This window comes from Vibrio sp. D173a (assembly GCF_030248475.1).
The window spans coordinates 1-16,296 of sequence record NZ_JAHGAH010000178.1 but is presented as its reverse complement, the minus strand read 5'-3'; the positions used below and the strand labels follow the sequence as shown (position 1 = coordinate 16,296).

The 16,296-nt window shown below is 45.0% G+C and carries 14 protein-coding genes; 8 read left to right on the top strand and 6 right to left on the bottom strand.

Annotated elements, in window-relative coordinates:
• Position 1 precedes the first annotated feature (1 nt).
• Positions 2–1,012, top strand: coding sequence for a DUF2955 domain-containing protein (locus KIV40_RS17865; protein WP_285350526.1), 1,011 nt, complete (start codon positions 2–4; stop codon positions 1,010–1,012).
• Between the two features lie 316 nt (positions 1,013–1,328).
• Positions 1,329–2,411, top strand: a complete 1,083-nt coding sequence (rodA, locus tag KIV40_RS17860) for a rod shape-determining protein RodA (protein ID WP_012130346.1) — start codon at positions 1,329–1,331, stop codon at positions 2,409–2,411.
• A gap of 83 nt (positions 2,412–2,494) precedes the next feature.
• Here the strand turns inward: rodA and KIV40_RS17855 are convergent, their stop codons facing one another.
• The 3 genes from KIV40_RS17855 to KIV40_RS17845 all read right to left on the bottom strand — a co-directional run bounded on the left by KIV40_RS17855 (position 2,495) and on the right by KIV40_RS17845 (position 5,576).
• Positions 2,495–3,211 (bottom strand): YebC/PmpR family DNA-binding transcriptional regulator, encoded by a 717-nt coding sequence (locus KIV40_RS17855; protein ID WP_005428886.1) that lies wholly within the window; start codon positions 3,209–3,211, stop codon positions 2,495–2,497.
• Positions 3,212–3,346: 135 nt separating this feature from the next.
• A complete protein-coding gene (locus tag KIV40_RS17850) occupies positions 3,347–3,556 on the bottom strand; it encodes a DUF3283 family protein (protein WP_005428896.1) in 210 nt (69 codons plus the stop codon).
• A 94-nt stretch (positions 3,557–3,650) separates the two neighbouring features.
• Positions 3,651–5,576 (bottom strand): ATP-binding protein, encoded by a 1,926-nt coding sequence (locus KIV40_RS17845; protein WP_285350525.1) that lies wholly within the window; start codon positions 5,574–5,576, stop codon positions 3,651–3,653.
• A gap of 68 nt (positions 5,577–5,644) precedes the next feature.
• Between KIV40_RS17845 and KIV40_RS17840 the strand changes: the two genes are divergently transcribed.
• A complete protein-coding gene (locus KIV40_RS17840; protein WP_285350524.1) occupies positions 5,645–6,400 on the top strand; it encodes an ABC transporter substrate-binding protein in 756 nt (251 codons plus the stop codon).
• Between the two features lie 98 nt (positions 6,401–6,498).
• On the opposite strand, the gene ribA is transcribed toward KIV40_RS17840, so the two are convergent.
• Both ribA and KIV40_RS17830 read right to left on the bottom strand, forming a co-directional pair.
• Positions 6,499–7,557: a GTP cyclohydrolase II gene (gene ribA, locus KIV40_RS17835; RefSeq protein ID WP_079401581.1), complete on the bottom strand. Its 1,059-nt coding sequence runs from the start codon at positions 7,555–7,557 to the stop codon at positions 6,499–6,501.
• 163 nt (positions 7,558–7,720) lie between these two features.
• Positions 7,721–7,918: a hypothetical protein gene (locus tag KIV40_RS17830; RefSeq protein ID WP_005428900.1), complete on the bottom strand. Its 198-nt coding sequence runs from the start codon at positions 7,916–7,918 to the stop codon at positions 7,721–7,723.
• A gap of 361 nt (positions 7,919–8,279) precedes the next feature.
• Between KIV40_RS17830 and KIV40_RS17825 the strand changes: the two genes are divergently transcribed.
• The 3 genes from KIV40_RS17825 to KIV40_RS17815 are packed head-to-tail and all read left to right on the top strand — an operon-like array spanning position 8,280 to position 10,530.
• Positions 8,280–9,134: an ABC transporter ATP-binding protein gene (locus KIV40_RS17825; RefSeq protein WP_285350523.1), complete on the top strand. Its 855-nt coding sequence runs from the start codon at positions 8,280–8,282 to the stop codon at positions 9,132–9,134.
• A complete protein-coding gene (locus KIV40_RS17820) occupies positions 9,131–10,063 on the top strand; it encodes an ATP-binding cassette domain-containing protein (RefSeq protein WP_285350522.1) in 933 nt (310 codons plus the stop codon). The genes KIV40_RS17825 and KIV40_RS17820 overlap by 4 nt, the downstream gene beginning before the upstream one ends.
• Entirely contained in the window at positions 10,063–10,530 is a 468-nt protein-coding gene (locus tag KIV40_RS17815) for a transcriptional regulator (protein WP_255902346.1), read from the top strand. Before KIV40_RS17820 ends, KIV40_RS17815 begins: the two co-directional genes overlap by 1 nt.
• Before the next feature lie 322 nt (positions 10,531–10,852).
• On the opposite strand, the gene KIV40_RS17810 is transcribed toward KIV40_RS17815, so the two are convergent.
• Positions 10,853–12,823 carry a replication initiator protein RctB domain-containing protein gene (locus KIV40_RS17810; protein WP_285350520.1) on the bottom strand — a complete coding sequence of 657 codons (1,971 nt, stop codon included), beginning with the start codon at positions 12,821–12,823 and terminating at the stop codon, positions 10,853–10,855.
• A 1,240-nt stretch (positions 12,824–14,063) separates the two neighbouring features.
• On the opposite strand from KIV40_RS17810, the gene KIV40_RS17805 reads away from it, so the two are divergent.
• Both KIV40_RS17805 and KIV40_RS17800 read left to right on the top strand, forming a co-directional pair.
• A complete protein-coding gene (locus KIV40_RS17805) occupies positions 14,064–15,281 on the top strand; it encodes an AAA family ATPase (protein WP_285350519.1) in 1,218 nt (405 codons plus the stop codon).
• 7 nt (positions 15,282–15,288) lie between these two features.
• On the top strand, positions 15,289–16,263 hold the full coding sequence (locus KIV40_RS17800; RefSeq protein WP_005428915.1) for a ParB/RepB/Spo0J family partition protein: 975 nt from the start codon (positions 15,289–15,291) through the stop codon (positions 16,261–16,263).
• Positions 16,264–16,296: the final 33 nt, after the last annotated feature.

Below are 16,296 nucleotides of genomic sequence, written 5' to 3'. Positions count from 1 at the left end.
CATGTGGACCTTCGAAAGCCTGTTTCAAAGTCGTTCTGAGCGCAATGAAGCACTGCGTGTCGCCCTTACTGTGACAATTTGTATGGTGCTAGGCAAACTGCTGAACCTTGATTCTCCAGTTTATCTGGCGCTGTACCCAACCATCATCATGACCAAGAACAAAGACTACTCTTGGCTTGGTCTGCTTCGCACCTTGCTACCTACGTTATTAGCAGCAAGTACAGCATTGGTGGTAACTGAAGTGTTTTCACAACATCCGTTTGTGGTGTGGACCATTAGCTTGTTCTTCTTCGACTTTATGCGCCGCAGAGCGACCACGCCGCCGAAGAAAGGTCAGATGCTAATGCCAACCTTTAACTGGATTTTGATTGTGGTGTTTGCTCAGCACACCACCATGGACATGCCGATGCGCATTCATGAGATCTTGCTGTCGATGCTGATTACCATGGTCGTCGCAAAAACCATGGTAGCTCTATTCCCTGTTGAACGTGGCGGCAAACCACCAGCATTTGAAGAAGAGCCTGTTACGTTTGAGAACCGAGCGATTTCACTCGCGTTGATTGGTCTTGGTGTGGCGTTCTTAATGATTGTCGACATCATCTCAGCAACGTTTTGTTTGGTGCCTGTGATTGCCGCAGCAACGCAAACCACACACAAAAGCTTTATCGACGTGGTTGACCGCCGTTTTCAAACTCAAGTGGGCGGCTGTGCATTAGCTTCAGTGTTCACCTTGTTGATGGCTGGGCATCAGTCCACGTTCGGTTACTACACCATCGTATTAGGTCTGCTTGCCTTTATGATCACCGCATCAATGGCAAAAGCGAAAGGTTCAGCCAAAGACGTTCATGCTGATGCGTTATTAGCGACCATGCTGCCGATTCAACTCTACATGACCAGTAAAGAGTTAGGCTTGGAAAGCACTTTCCTTCGAGCTTGGGAGCTTACCGTGACTTTGTTTGTACTGTGGGCGTTATACCATTTCACGCACAAACCAGAAAAAGCCCAAGCCTAATCATGCCATCGCCTTAAGTGCTCAATACTTAAGGCGACTCTTGTTCTTATCGCGCTCATTTCATTGCGCTGTCTGTACCAATTTCCATTTCAACCTTATAAAAAGTGTGGCGTAAAACCTCAGCCTGGTGTATTTATCCATCCCACGGCTTTCCAGGTCAGCTTACCCATAACAGGCGGCGTCGCACACTCCTCTCTTGCACACCTTTGCGTGGTGTCTGTTATCTCCAAATTGGATTCTTAGCATCGGAATAGTTTGAGCTCGCAGAGTTCTGGTTGTTTTCGCCCCGCGTTGGGGCGTTTTTAGGTTGTAGAAGATGAACAAGCGTTTCTTCCCTAGGATTGATTTGCCACTGCTGATGGCGATCATTCCGATCATGCTATTGAGTTCACTCACTCTCTGGAGTGCCAGTGGATTCAATGAAGCTATGCTCTTTAAGCACCTCGCTCGATGCGGTTTGACGCTGGTGTGTATTTTGGTCATGTCGTCGATTCCTGCGTCCAGTTATCAACGTTCAGCGCCTTATTTGTATCTGGTTGCGGTTTCGCTCTTGGCGGCCGTTGCCCTGTTTGGTGATAGCACCAATGGCTCACAGCGCTGGCTTGATATTGGCTTCTTCCGCTTTCAACCCTCAGAGCTGATCAAGCTCTCCATTCCCATTATGATCGCGTGGATGCTGCATCTAGAAGGTGGGCGACCAGACATTCGCAAAATTGCTTTCTGTTTGCTGATCACCTTTGTGCCTGCGGGCTTGATTGCCTTACAACCAGACTTGGACGGCGCTATCTTCACCGTGATTTACGCGTTGTTTGTGCTGTTCTTTGCAGGCATGAGCTGGAAGATAATTGGCGGCTTTTTAGTGAGCATTCTAACGCTGGCACCAATACTTTGGTTCTTTGTGATGGAAGCGTATCAAAAGAGCCGTGTAACGCAGTTCTTGCATCCTGAATCGGATCCACTGGGTTCTGGCTACCAAATCATCCAATCATTGATTGCGATTGGTTCTGGCGGCATGAAAGGTAAAGGCTGGATGAATGCTACTCAAGGTACGTTAGGGTTTATTCCAGAGAGCCATACTGACTTTATCTTTTCGACCTACGCAGAAGAATGGGGCTTTATTGGTTTTGTGGTGTTGTTAGCGTTGTATTTATTCATTACGGCGCGTGTGATGCTGCTAGCGTGCCAATCCGAGCACTTCTTCAGTCGCTTAGTGAGCGGCGCATTGGCGATGAGCTTCTTCCTTTACGCCTTCATCAACACTGGCATGGTAAGTGGCTTGTTGCCAGTAATGGGCAGCCCACTACCGTTCTTTAGCTACGGTGGTACTGCGATGCTAACCCAAGGCATCTGTTTTGGCGTGATCATGTCTCTGTGTTACTCCAAGTACCGCAACACCTAAACGCTAGTCACAATAGAAAAGACAAACAACACGATCAAAAAAGGCTTCCCTCGGGAAGCCTTTTTTACAACTGGAGAACCGAATTACAGTTCGCCGTTGTGGTATACCTGTTGAACGTCGTCACAGTCATCTAGAAGGTCTAGGAACTTCTGGAATTTCTCTGCGTCTTCACCCGCTACTGGCGTGTGAGTTTGCGGAACGAATGTGATTTCTTCAACGTCGATCGTTAGATCTGGGAATGCACCGTTAAGCGCAGTTTTTGTTTTGAAGAACTCTGTATGAGGTGCGAATACAGTGATAACACCGTCTTCTAGCTCAACGTCAGTAACGTCCACGTCTTCCATCATTAGCGTTTCTAGGATGATTTCATCATCTTCGCCTTTGAACTGGAATACCGCTTGGTGATCGAACATGTGAGAAACCGAACCTTCAACACCAATTTTCGCACCCACTTTAACAAAGCATTGGCGAACGTCTTGGAATGTACGGTTACCGTTGTCTGTTAGACAGTCTACGATCACGCTTGTGCCACCAGGGCCAAAGCCTTCGTAACGTGCTGGTGTGTAGTCTTCACCACCGCCGCCGTTCGCTTTGTCGATCGCTTTATCGATAACGTGTGCAGGAACTTGGTCTTTTTTCGCTTTTGCGATCAGGTGCTTCAGAGACAAGTTCATGTCTGGATCACCACCACCGTTTTTCGCGCACATGTAAATTTCTTTACCGTATTTGGAATAAACTTTAATTTTTGCGCCTGCAGTTTTCGCCATAGAGGCTTTGCGCACTTCAAAACTTCTTCCCATCGGGATGTCTCTCTAAATTCAAATTTAATGCGAAGGATTTTAGCAAAGAGTGAACAGTTTTACCTTTCACCTTGCAAAGGAATGGGGAGGAAACCTCATTCGCCGCTGTGGTTTACACCAGAGCCACGGTTCGCTTTATGCGACACCCATTACTCGTTTGTACTTATCGACCGCCTGTTGAAAAAAGACTTTTTCGTCAGCGTCGTTAATCTTAGACAGCTGTTCTTCTATTACCTCTGGACCAGATTTCGCTTCTTTAAGCTTCCAAACCAAAAAAGACGCTTGTTTATCAAGTTCGATTTTGTTTTTCTCGTCAGGCGGTAACAGGGATAGATTGAACGACATTCACAGCCTCAAGGTACTTTAATAAATACTAGCCGCGCACTATAGCATACAGATTTGACTTTTAAGAAGTGAAACGCACTTTACTTGATCAATTTCAAGTTGCTTGTTTCGGATTCGATCGCGTTTGCAATGACTCTGGTAGGTATCGCTCAAAGATTTGCTGCAAGCGCTCTTTTGTCACCGGTTTGGCAACAAATTCGTTCATCCCTGCATCAAAGCAGCGTTGTTGATCTTCTTTAATTACATTGGCACTTAAAGCAATGATCGGCACTTGCTGTCCCCACTCGCCCATCTTACGAATGTTTTCAGTGGCAATGAATCCGTCCATGACTGGCATTTGGCAGTCCATCAGAATTAAATCGAACTGATGAGTTTGGCATTGTCGAAGTGCATCTTTACCGTGTTCGGCGACATTCACCTGCATGCCAAGTTTCTCTAACATCATTCGCACGACTTTCTGATTCACCGCCGTGTCTTCAACGACCAGAATCCAAGGCTTGCCCACATCTTTGGTCGTTTGGATATGCTCAGCAACAATTGCATTGCTCATCCCATTCGGAAAATCAAACACGTTAGGCGTCTGAGGAGAGATAGACTTATCACAGACGATATTGAGTGGAATGGTGAATTCAAAGTAGCTGCCTAAACCAGGTTCACTGGTCAGACGGATTTCCCCGCCCATAACTTCAACTAAACTGTTGCAGATTGCTAAGCCCAAACCAGTGCCGCCGTATTTACGCGTGGTACTGCCATCGGCTTGCTGAAACTTCTCAAATACCGTTTGCTGGTTTTCTTTAGCAATGCCAATGCCTGAGTCCACCACTCGAAAATGCACGCTGGCAATATCTGTTTTCCGACTCACCAGTGACACCATCAACTTGACGTGTCCACGCTCAGTGAACTTCAATGCGTTACTGAGCAAATTGCTCAACACTTGTTTGAGTCTGCCCATATCCCCTTTCACCTCTAACGGTAACTGAGGGTCGATATCACAAACCAGTTGTAGACCTTTCTGCTGCGCTTTGACGGTATGAAGACGCCCTACCTCGTGAAGTAAATCGAGTAGATTGTAGGTCGTGGCTTCCAGTTCAATCTTACCCGCTTCAATTTTCGAAAAGTCGAGGATGTCGTCTATGATCACCATTAGCGAGTTGGAAGAGCTATTGATTATGGATACGAAGTCTTTTTGTTGCTCATCGAGTTTGGTATCTCCGAGCAACGAAGCAATACCAATAATGCCGTTCATTGGTGTGCGAATCTCATGACTCATGGTGGCAAGGAATTCGCTTTTCTTTCGGTTTGCGACTTCAGCTTTATCGCGCGCTTGTTCAATTTCTAATTGGTGTTCACTGACACGCTCAACGCTTCGGTTGTATTTGCGCTCCAACAAACTGACTTCATCAAAGAACCAACGTTTGGGCAATGTCACTTTGCTTGGTACATGGCCCCCGCTGAAATCGCTTACGGCCCCAGAGAGCAGCTCTAGAGGCTTCACCATCAAGCGAAACGTGACCCACAAAACACCTAGGATGAGTAAAAAGATCTTGATCGCTTCCGCGATCACCAGAAAAAAGAAGGTTTGCCATAACCCTTGATAGATCGGGGTAAGATCCGTTTGAACTGTGACTTCAGCAAGATCATAAGTTTTTACCCCCATATCGTATTGCAAGGGCCACTGCCGCTCGATCCGATCTTCCGTTAATGCGCTGCCTAGTTCGAAGATCACTTCATCTGGCGTCGCAATTCTTAAATAATCCACCGAGGGTAAACGCATTGCTCCTTCTGCCTGAGTAAGTAATAGCTCTCGATCTTCAACCCACAAACTGGCAGAAAAACTGGATAAGTAACTGGTTTTCACCTGCTCAAGCTCACTATCCAGACGAGCAAGATCATCGTTGAAATCACGATATAAACTGATGGAAGAGCTAATTATGGTAAAGATTAAACTCAACACAAAAATCGCCAGCATCAATTGATTTCCGATACTAAATCGGCGCTGAGCTCGCTCTTTTATCTCCATATGAAATCGCTCCCTTAAACTTGCGCTAATATAAATATAGTCAGGTCGCGACAATAATCGAGGTTAGGATGAAAGGACTGTTACGAACATTAGGCTTTAGTTTTATAGCCTTAAGCTCTTACGCTATGGCAAGTGAAGTGAATTATTACGTGATAGCTGATCAAGCCAGACCATTTCAAATTGAGCAGCAAGGTGAACAGCATTCAGGAATTGTGACAGACATTGTTAGTGCTATCTTTGCCGAATCCGATTATGAAGTGAAATACCACACTTACCCATTCAAGCGCATGATTTCGGTACTCGAAGCGGGGGGAGAAGAAAATTGGGTCACTTACGGCAGTCCAAAGTGGGGGAAGGTTCAATCGGAAAATCTCTCAGAACAACCTATTTACACTGTAAAACACGTATTAGTATCGAGCAGTAAAGCACCATTCAAATTCAACGATATGCAGCACATGCAAGGTCGTTCAATTGTGCTTCTGCTTGGCTTTGATTACCCGAATCTCAGCCCTTTCTTTGAAAACGGTACCGTCAATGAAATGCGCGTCAAAGATTACGAGGCCGCCTATCGCGTTTTACAACGAACCCCTGGCGATACCGCGTTTGTCGAAATGGAATCGCGCGTGGTGTACAACATCCATCATTTAGAACTGCCGATGGGCGACTTCCAGATTCAATCTTTCAGCGCAGTGATACCAGACTACGCCATCTATCTCGCTTTCTCCCCTAAGATGAACCCCAAAGAGCAGAGCTTTATCAATAAACGCCTAGCAGAACTAAAAAGTTCCGGGAAACTTGACGACATCATCAAAAAATATATCTAGCTAGCCGCTCACGCCCAATCTGTAACAAAAACCGCCAGCTTCGATTAGCTGGCGGTTTGATTTTTATATCGTCTCTATGATTAATCTTGTTCGAGCGCTTAATCTTGTTCGACAAATTTGGGGTCAAACATATGGCCAAGCTTATTGGCTTTGGTTTGAAGGTAGTGTTGATTATGGGGATTATTGCCTTCTTGCAGTGGTACCCGCTCAACCACATTGATGTTCACCTTCTTCAGCGCTGCAAGCTTACGTGGATTGTTGGTCATCAAACGCACTTTATCGATTCCAAGGTGCTCCAGCATCCCCTTACAAAACTCGTAATCACGCATATCAGTAGCAAAGCCCAGACGTTCATTGGCTTCGACAGTGTCTGCGCCTTCATCTTGTAAGTGATAGGCACGAATCTTATTGATTAAGCCAATTCCCCTGCCCTCTTGGCGTAAGTAGAGCAGCACGCCACAACCTTCTTCGACAATGTTTTGCAATGCACGGTTAAGCTGGAAGCCGCAATCACAACGCGTACTGAACAGCGCATCACCAGTTAAGCATTCTGAATGCAGGCGAATCAGCGGCGCTTTAGTGTTTGCAGGGTCGCCATACACCAAGGCGAGATGTTCTTTTCCTGTCGCGTTCTCGATAAAACCATGCATGATAAACGTGCCCCATTGGGTAGGCAGTTTGGCTTTATCGACAAAGCGCACCAAGTTATATGGCTTCACATGCTTTAGCTCTGCACGTACGTTCATCAAAATCTCTCCTAAATGGTTTTCTCCAGAACCGTCCCCCCCATCGCCCCAGAATGCATCTTTGTGCGAATGTTCGGTAAGCCACGCGTTGCCGGTCTGCATCAACTGTTTCGCAAGCTGAGGGTTTTGCAGAAACTTCTCACGAACGATAAACGCCATCACGGAGAGTTTGTCGTCATCCCAATCTTCTCTTACTAGGTGCTGATATTTGCGGCTTAAAGCAAAGGCTTCGTCGGGGCTTTTGGCTAAGAAGATTTTGTTTTGCAGTTTGAGGTCACTGAATTTTTGGGCTTGGTAATAGTGTTCGCTAGTGGGCCAAGATTGGGTAGAGACTTTGATAGGAGCTTGGCAAAAATTGGAGAGGAAACCGTGGGATTCATCGGGTTCGTAGAAAAGGATCTGATCAACCATAATCGTATTCCTGACGTTGCTACTGATAGTCAACAAAAAGCATATTGCTATTGATATAATTTTTAGTAACGTAGGATAAGAAAGTCAAACAATGGGTTATAAAACAAAAAATGAAAAGGGCAGCCTTATGACTACCCCGTGGTTTTATTCCGCAGTGCGAGAATTAGTGAATTAAGCCAAGTTCCCTTGCCTCTTCGATGCTCAAGCCGCTTTCACGGATCTCACGAAGTGCTTCAATACGACGTCTTGCTTCGGCTGATTTCACGATTTTCTCAGGTCTCACAACGGTTTCTTCTTCTGGGAGTTCCCATTTGTGAGCGATGTTGCTCATCTCTTCATGGTCGATAGAATTAATGGACATATTTCCTCCGAACACACCATGTTTTCGATGGATAATCTATAGCAAACCACCAATGCAGAGGTAAGAAAAACTGTAGGGAAATGTGACCCCTTTCGACCTTTCATCAACTCGTTAATAGATTAATCATTTAGTTTTTGCAAACCCGCTTTTTAGCGTTTAGATTTGAAGAATTCCCCCTACGAAAAGTGAGCTGATCCAGCTCTCATTTTTCCCCCACAAATTCACACTTCCTTAACGGAAAAAATTCTTTTTATTACACTCAACTTTCGAGTCACTTCACTGATCAGACGGTTTTATCTTTCGCAAACCTTACACACCTGATAATGATAATAATTATCTTTTGTATTGGTAAGGTGTAATTATGAGTGAACTAAACCTGAATCAGGCATTCCATTCTGATCCCGTCATTCAGATCAGAAACTTATGCGTGGACTACATCACCGACAACGGTGATTTTAATGCCGTGAAATCGGTAAGCTTCGATATTGGCAAGGGCGAAATATTTGGTCTGGCGGGAGAGTCCGGCTGTGGCAAAAGTTCCATAGCTTTCTCTATCAACCGTCTACACAAGCCGCCTGCATTTATCTCTGGGGGACAGATTCTATTTGAAGGCAAGGATATCCTTCGTCTGCCTGACAATGAGCTAAGTACGCTGCGCTGGAGCGAGATTGCCATGGTGTTTCAAAGTGCCATGAACTCACTAAACCCCGTTCTCACCGTTCAAGAACAGTTTGCCGATGTATTACGCCACCACAAAGGATTAACCAACGAGCAAGCCAAAGACCGTGCAGAGAAGCTTCTCGACTTAGTCAACATTCCGAGAAATCGTCTGGGCGAATACCCACACCAGTTCTCCGGAGGAATGCGTCAGCGTTTGGTGATTGCAATAGCCCTATCCCTCAACCCAAAGCTGATCATCATGGATGAGCCAACCACAGCGCTCGATGTGGTGGTTCAGCGCGAAATCTTGCAGCAAATCTATCAACTACGTGATGAGTTTGGTTTCTCTGTGCTTTTTATTACCCATGATTTAGCGCTCATGAGCCAATTGTGCGACCGCATTGCCATCATGCGCCACGGCAAGATTGTTGAAGTAAACAGCTCATACGAAATCCGTAATAATCCTCAACACGAATACACCCAAAAACTTTGGGCTTCATTCCCAAATATTCACGATGTACACAAACAGCCACAAACGGAAGGAGCGCCAGCATGAGTGAACCGATCATCCAAATGAAAAACGTGATCAAGGAATTCAAAGTCGGTGGTGGTTTTGCCAAAGAAGAAACCTTTCGCGCACTTCAAGGTGTAAGCTTTGATCTTTATGCAGGCAAAACCCTTGCGCTGGTGGGCGAATCCGGCTGCGGCAAAAGTACTTGTGCACGATTAATTACCAAGGTATATCCAGTCAGCGATGGTGAAATTCTTTTCAACGGCAAAAACATTAACGACATTACTGCCCGCGGCGAGATTCAGGACTACCGCAGCAAGGTTCAGATGGTGTTTCAAGATCCTTTTGGCTCATTAAATCCAACCCATACAATTCGTCACCATTTAACACGACCGCTTAAGATCCATAAGCAGGTGAAGAGTGACAAAGAAATCCCAGCCAAACTGCTAGAGCTGCTGGATTTGGTCGAACTGCCAGAGGAAACGCTCAACAAATTCCCTCACGAACTCAGTGGCGGTCAGCGTCAGCGTGTCAATCTCGCCCGTGCTCTGGCGGTAGGTTCACAGCTCATTCTTGCTGATGAACCGACGTCGATGCTGGATGTATCGATTCGTTTAGGCGTACTAAATCTGATGCAACGTATGAAGCAAGAACTGGGGATCGGGTTCCTATACATCACTCACGATCTGGCAACCGCGCATTACATCGCTGAAGAAACCGCGGTGATGTATAAAGGACAGATCGTCGAATGGGGAGACACTCAAGCGATCTTAAAGAACCCACAGCATCCATACACTAAGTTATTGCTCTCGGCAGTGCCAGATCCTGATCTACCATTTGGCAACCTTGTAGAAAGTGAACCAAACTATTCAGTAGATGCCGATGAGATCCGCAGTCGCAGCAGCGTTGTGGTCGAAGACTATGATCAAATCGGACCAAATCACTTTGTAAAACAATGGACTGAGGCAGCCTAATGGATTTGATGACCTGGCAAGATCAACTATCAGATTGGTATGACAATCGGAAGCATGATCAAGTAGAAAGCTTAGAAGCGATCTTATACCAAGCGCCTGTTGCTGTGTTTGGTCCAGAGTTGACGGACGAACAGAGTAAAGCTATCGCTTGTTGGCTAGATGGCTGTCTAAGAGTCTTTCAACACGCTAGGCATCAAGACCATCAAAAAGCCTTTCAAATCCTGCAATACACTGGGGCAAAGCTCGAACAAGCGGCTTGCCAGCCGATGACCGATATTCTTATCAAGGATTGGTGTCTCAAACGTTTGCAGCATTTGACCGTTCTGGCGCTAGAGTTCTGCAATCAGCAACACGATCAAAATGAGTGGCAGCAGCAGGCGAGCAACTTGATCGAGTCACACGTTGCATTGATGCGATCGTTAAATTGGAATGAAACTCGGAAGCATGATCAAGGATTACGTCATTAATCCGGAAAGATGATCAAGGTTGCTTGATGGTTCCGAATGAATTTGCGAATGCACAAGACAGGAATTTTAGATAAAAAAAAGCGAGTTTCTTGAGGAGAAACTCGCGAAGTCTATTCAGAATGAATGTAACAATATGAGCCAATCTATTAATCATCAGAAAGGACAAAAGGTTGTCTATTCGGGATAAATCTTAGTCTGCCCTCGGAACCGCAATGTCAGTGATTTGTAAGAGTTAGGTCTGATTTCCATCAGTGCAATTCATTGTTACATTCTGAACCAATTAGTCATGCTTATTACTCAAAAAGCATCCGCTTGATTCATATTAAATCGCCATTTCATCAAGTGCTCTGAATACCATCTCATCCATGTGTCCCTCAAAAATCTGGCGACACACTTTTCGGCGAACGGCTAAGCCTGCGATTAGACGCTCAATGGTGAGATGTTTGACATCGTTTTGGCTGTTAAACAGCTCGACTGTTTTGCTTAACGTCTCGTAAGGCAGAGGGGCATCCCCTACTCGCAAAAAATCGAGCTTGTCTATGAAGTCAGAACACTCTTCTTTGATTGAGGCATAGGAATGCCCTGTCATCGCCGATAAAGCCGTTATACTGCGTTCTAGAGCTTCTGTAGAGGTATATTTGGATAGAGTAATGGTTATCTCGTCCGCGTTGATCTCAACTAAGTGCTTTTTCTGCTTCACTCGGCGGCCCAAATTACCACGTGGAGAGGGAGCTTTACGCTGAATAGGCTCAAATTCGCCGTCTATGATGCCTGAGAGCTCGTCTAGCTGCTGCCTCGTAACCATCTCATTACGAAGTGGGTTTGGCAGCGTAGGGGCCATATTACGCTTTCCTGCGTTGGTCGTACGAGCACGCGAGTAACGCAATACTTCTTCCACATCGCATTTGATGTCGATTTGGTAGTCCATCACTTTGCCATTTTCGATCATAGTCTCGATCGTTAAGTGATAGCCCCATAAGTTCACAACAAAAAGATCTTCCGTCCCTTTGCCATCAGACAGGCGCTTCAACTCACGGATCAGATCCATTGAGAAACGACGCCATTCGATGTTTCGTGCCAGTTTTTGGTTCAGCTCACTCAATAACATGCAATCGGTGTGTCTACGCACCATACGACTACGGAAGAACGAGTACAACTGGAACACCAAGGTGTGTTGTTTCAGAATTTCAGGCGGGAACAAGAAGAAATAATCACGCGTAAGCAGTTCTTCATAGAACGACGGTTCCCACACGAGAATGTAAAGGTTTGGCTTAATGCGAATTTCACCGTCAGCGCCTTCTGTTGGTGCTTCTTCCGATGCAGTGATGGTTCGAGCAAGAAAACGGAAACGATCACTCTTGAAGCCTTCTGGCATGTTTTCACTCAGCCAACGGCCAGTGAGCTCGTGCAATTGAAAATCAGTAAACTCGATACGATCAATACTGTCGCGGATTGAATCTCGTGCAGGGCCACTGTCTTTCTTGCCACGTAATGACAAGATATCCGTAATGTACAACGGTGTTTTGTTGGGCACATGCGCCGCGTCCATGTGGTACTGATCTTTGTGATGATCATGGTATTGCACAGTCAGCGTAAACAGAGCAAACAAGGTCATCAGATCGTCCACTGTCATGATGTTTTTCGACGATCGTGTTTCAATCACGGCTTTGGTGCCAGAGATCGAAACCATGGATTTCTGGTAACTCTTGCGAGTGCGTGGAGGCGCTAAGGCTTGGTCGATGATCCCTGCCCAATTAGTTGGAGAAACGACAAATTGATCCGCTTCATCCTTCATCATCGGTGGGGTATTCAAACCATGTTCATTCAACAGGCGCTTGTTCACTTGAGTTTGCGCCAAGGCCTTAGAACGCTTTTGCTTTTCGCTCTGACGAACTTTTTCTGTAACTAAGCTGGTGGCACCTAACGCTGAGATCAGCTGGTTCGGGTTGACGAACTTGTGCAGCATGGTTTTGCCAGCAAGGCCTTCTTCAAAACGTACTGGTGTTTGATGAAACAAACCAATGTTCACTGCAGCACGTAAGCGCTGTTGTAAGGCGGCTCTGGTCAGTTGACCGTCGGTTGCTTCAACAATTTCTGTTGTCGATACCAAACCGTCTTTGCTGCTGAATCCTCGTAAAGAGATCAGATTAAGCAACTCTAAAATGCTCTTGGTTACCCCTTTGAAGTGTTGGTATTGTTCTACCCAATCTGCAGAAGATTCGTGTACCTCAAAAAGGTGCCCATCCTTGTGGCTTCTTGGCGCTTTAATCAGAATTTTTTCATCAGCGGTCATTTTAGATCCAGATCACACTAGCCGTAGTTTTGCTATGGTTCCGAAGAATAAAGAAAAACAGATCATAAATAAAGAAAAAATCTTTATTTTTTAAATAACTGATCTTTTTGATTAATCTGATCTTATTGTTTATATGATCTAATGATCTGAAGATTTTTCTTGCGTAAGTTGCTGTTTTAAAGGGGTATTTTGAAGTGGCACTCTGGAACTATGATCATGAACATTCCGAAACGATGATCAACAAATCCCTGAAAGCATGATCACAAAGTCTCGTAAGCATGATCATTAAGTTTCTGAAAAGATGATCAAAAAGGTCCTGAAACGATGATCATGATGTTTGTACAACTTATCCACAGAAATACCGTGAAGGCTTGGAAAAGTTTGTTCTGATTTGTTGTAAAGCAAGGGTGTTTGACCTTCGGATCAATGATCAAGAGCGTCGCTTTCCATCGTTCTGCAATGAACTGTGAATACAATTTACGCAAATGCTGAAATATTCCTCAGTTTTAAGCTAGCCGCCTTGTTCCTTGTTGCTATCTAGAAATTGGCGGAAGCATGATCATGATATCGCGTTCTACATTTTGTTTTCGATTTATTTTCATCGTTCCACGTTTTTATCTCTGATTTTGCCTCTATCCCCCAGTCTATCTGCATTCAGCCGTAAATTGACCGTGAAAAATCATGCTTCCGAGGACAAAACACACTTGATCATTTTTCCAGTAAATTGATCGCATTGAAAAATCGATGTGCGGCGTACAAGGACGCATATCTTCCTTGATCATGCTTTCGTATTTTCTGTTCTTACCGGAAGTATGATCATGAAGACTCCTTGATCATACTTCCGTTTAATATCGCAGTTTTACATGCCTAAACATACTGGACGCATGATCAAGGCTGGTTTTCCTTGTATTTTCAAATTAAAACGCTGAGCCTCCATCAAACACTAGATTCATCTCACTCGACCCGTAATTTAGTGCCTTTTTATAATCGTTCCGGAAAAACGTTAGATTTACATTGTAAATACGTGACAGTGTGACAATTTTATTCTTTCAAGGTTTGAAGCATTTTATTCGCATAGATTTGATTAAATTTTGTGATGTTTTTAAGGTGAAATCATAAAACAGGCGTTTGTGAGTATTTTTTATGTGATGGTCATTCAAAATGTTTGTGCACCTTTTTGTTGTTTTAGGATTGCAGTGCTGTACAATTAAAAAGAGATATCCTTCCTACGGAATTTGGCATGAAAAGAGAAACAACGATTGAAAATCTCCAAGAGTTAGCGGAACTTACCCAACAAGTTCAAGCTGACCGTATTGAGATTGTTTTGGAAGAGCGTAGTGACAACTACTTCCCACCAATGTCTAAGGCAATGATGGAAACCCGCTCAGGTTTGACTCGCCGTAAGCTGGACGACGCTATCGGTAAGATGGAAGCGGAAGGTCATCAATTTACAAAGAATAATGCCAACCATTATTCAATCACGCTTGAAGAAGCGCACATGCTAATGGATGCGGCAGAAGTGCCTAAATTCCATGAACGTAAAAAGAATTCTGAAAACAAACCGTGGATAATTAACGTACAAAACCAAAAGGGTGGTACGGGTAAGTCCATGACAGCGGTTCACTTAGCGGCATGTCTGGCGCTAAACCTAGATAAGCGTTACCGCATTTGTTTGATTGACCTTGACCCTCAAGGCTCTCTGCGTCTGTTCTTGAACCCACAAATCAGTGTGGCAGAGCACGACAACATCTATTCAGCGGTTGATATCATGCTTGGTAACGTGCCAGATGGCGTTGAAATCGATCGTGATTTTCTACACAAGAACGTGTTGTTGCCAACGCAATACCCGAACTTGAAGTCGATTTCTGCTTTCCCAGAAGACGCAATGTTCAACGCAGAAGCGTGGCAAACACTCTCTGAAGACCCATCGCTAGATATCGTTCGTCTGTTGAAAGAGCAGTTGATTGACAAGATCGCGAATGACTTCGACGTGATCATGATTGATACCGGTCCACACGTTGACCCGCTAGTATGGAATGCAATGTACGCATCAAACGCGCTTTTGATTCCTTGTGCTGCGAAGCGTCTTGACTGGGCTTCTACAGTAAACTTCTTCCAACACCTTCCAACGGTTTACGAGATGTTCCCAGAGGATTGGAATGGTCTTGAGTTTGTTCGTTTGATGCCTACCATGTTTGAAGACGACAACAAGAAGCAAGTTTCTGTTCTAACTGAAATGAACTATCTTCTAGGTGACCAAGTTATGATGGCCACCATTCCTCGTAGTCGCGCATTCGAAACCTGTGCTGACACCTACAGCACCGTGTTTGACTTAACCGTAGGCGACTTCGAAGGTGGTAAGAAAACACTCGCGACTGCACAAGATGCGGTACATAAAAGTGCACTAGAACTAGAGCGCGTACTGCACTCTAACTGGCCGTCACTGAATCAGGGGTAATGAATAAATGGCATTGAAAACGTCAGAATTAAACGCGAAATTATTTGGTAAAACCAATAAGCGTCGTGTTGCGACACCTCAAGAAGCGCAAACGGCAGCAAAAGACAAAGCACAAACCATCGAACTTGCTGTCGCTGGTGAGAGTACGGTTCAATTTGAATTGGTACGAATTCCTGCAGATAAAGTGGCGACAGACACTAGCGTATTTGCAGAGAACGCTCGTGAGCAATCTTTCCTAAACGAACACGCTCTATCGGATGTGTTGGTGACGTTGAAAGAACGTGGTCAACAATATCCAGCGGTTGGTCGTCGTACTGAAGATGGCAAGATTGAAGTATTAGACGGTAGCCGCCGTCGTATGTCTTGTATCTTAGCAGGTCAGGATTTCTTGGTTTACGTTGGTGACGGCATCAACACAGACCACGCGAAGTTCCTTTCTGATGTTGCAAACGCGCACAAGCCACTGTCTCTATACGAAAAAGGTAAAGAGATGCAGGCGAAGCTTGAAAGTGGCGAAGCTGAAGACCAAAAAGCGTTGGCAAAAATGTTCCAGTGCAGTGAAGCATTGGTGAGTGGCGCGTTAAAAGCCGCTGCACTTCCACTTGAACTTCTGCAAGCTTACCCGAATGTTGGTGATTTAGGTCGTCCAACGATTGTTAAGCTGCATAAGCAATTCTCGACGTTGAACGGCGAACAACAACAAAACTTGTTGGATAAATGTCGTACGTCGGAAGGTTATTTGTGGCAGCGCAGTACAGCTCAAGGTGTCGCCCGTCTTACTAAAGAAGTGACAGAAAGCATCGAAAGCTGGATTGCAGAATTAGCGCCTGCGAAGCCGGCTAAGAAAGCAGAAAAAGTCGATTTAGTTAAAGGTCGTGCAAGCTACAGCCGTAAAGGTAACAACCTTGCTCTTAACTTGAAGAAAGTAGACGACAGCTTGATGGAAGAAATTCTGGCTTTCGTTGAGAGCAAAATGAAGTAAAACTCTTCTTGTTTGAAACCGCCTTCGGGCGGT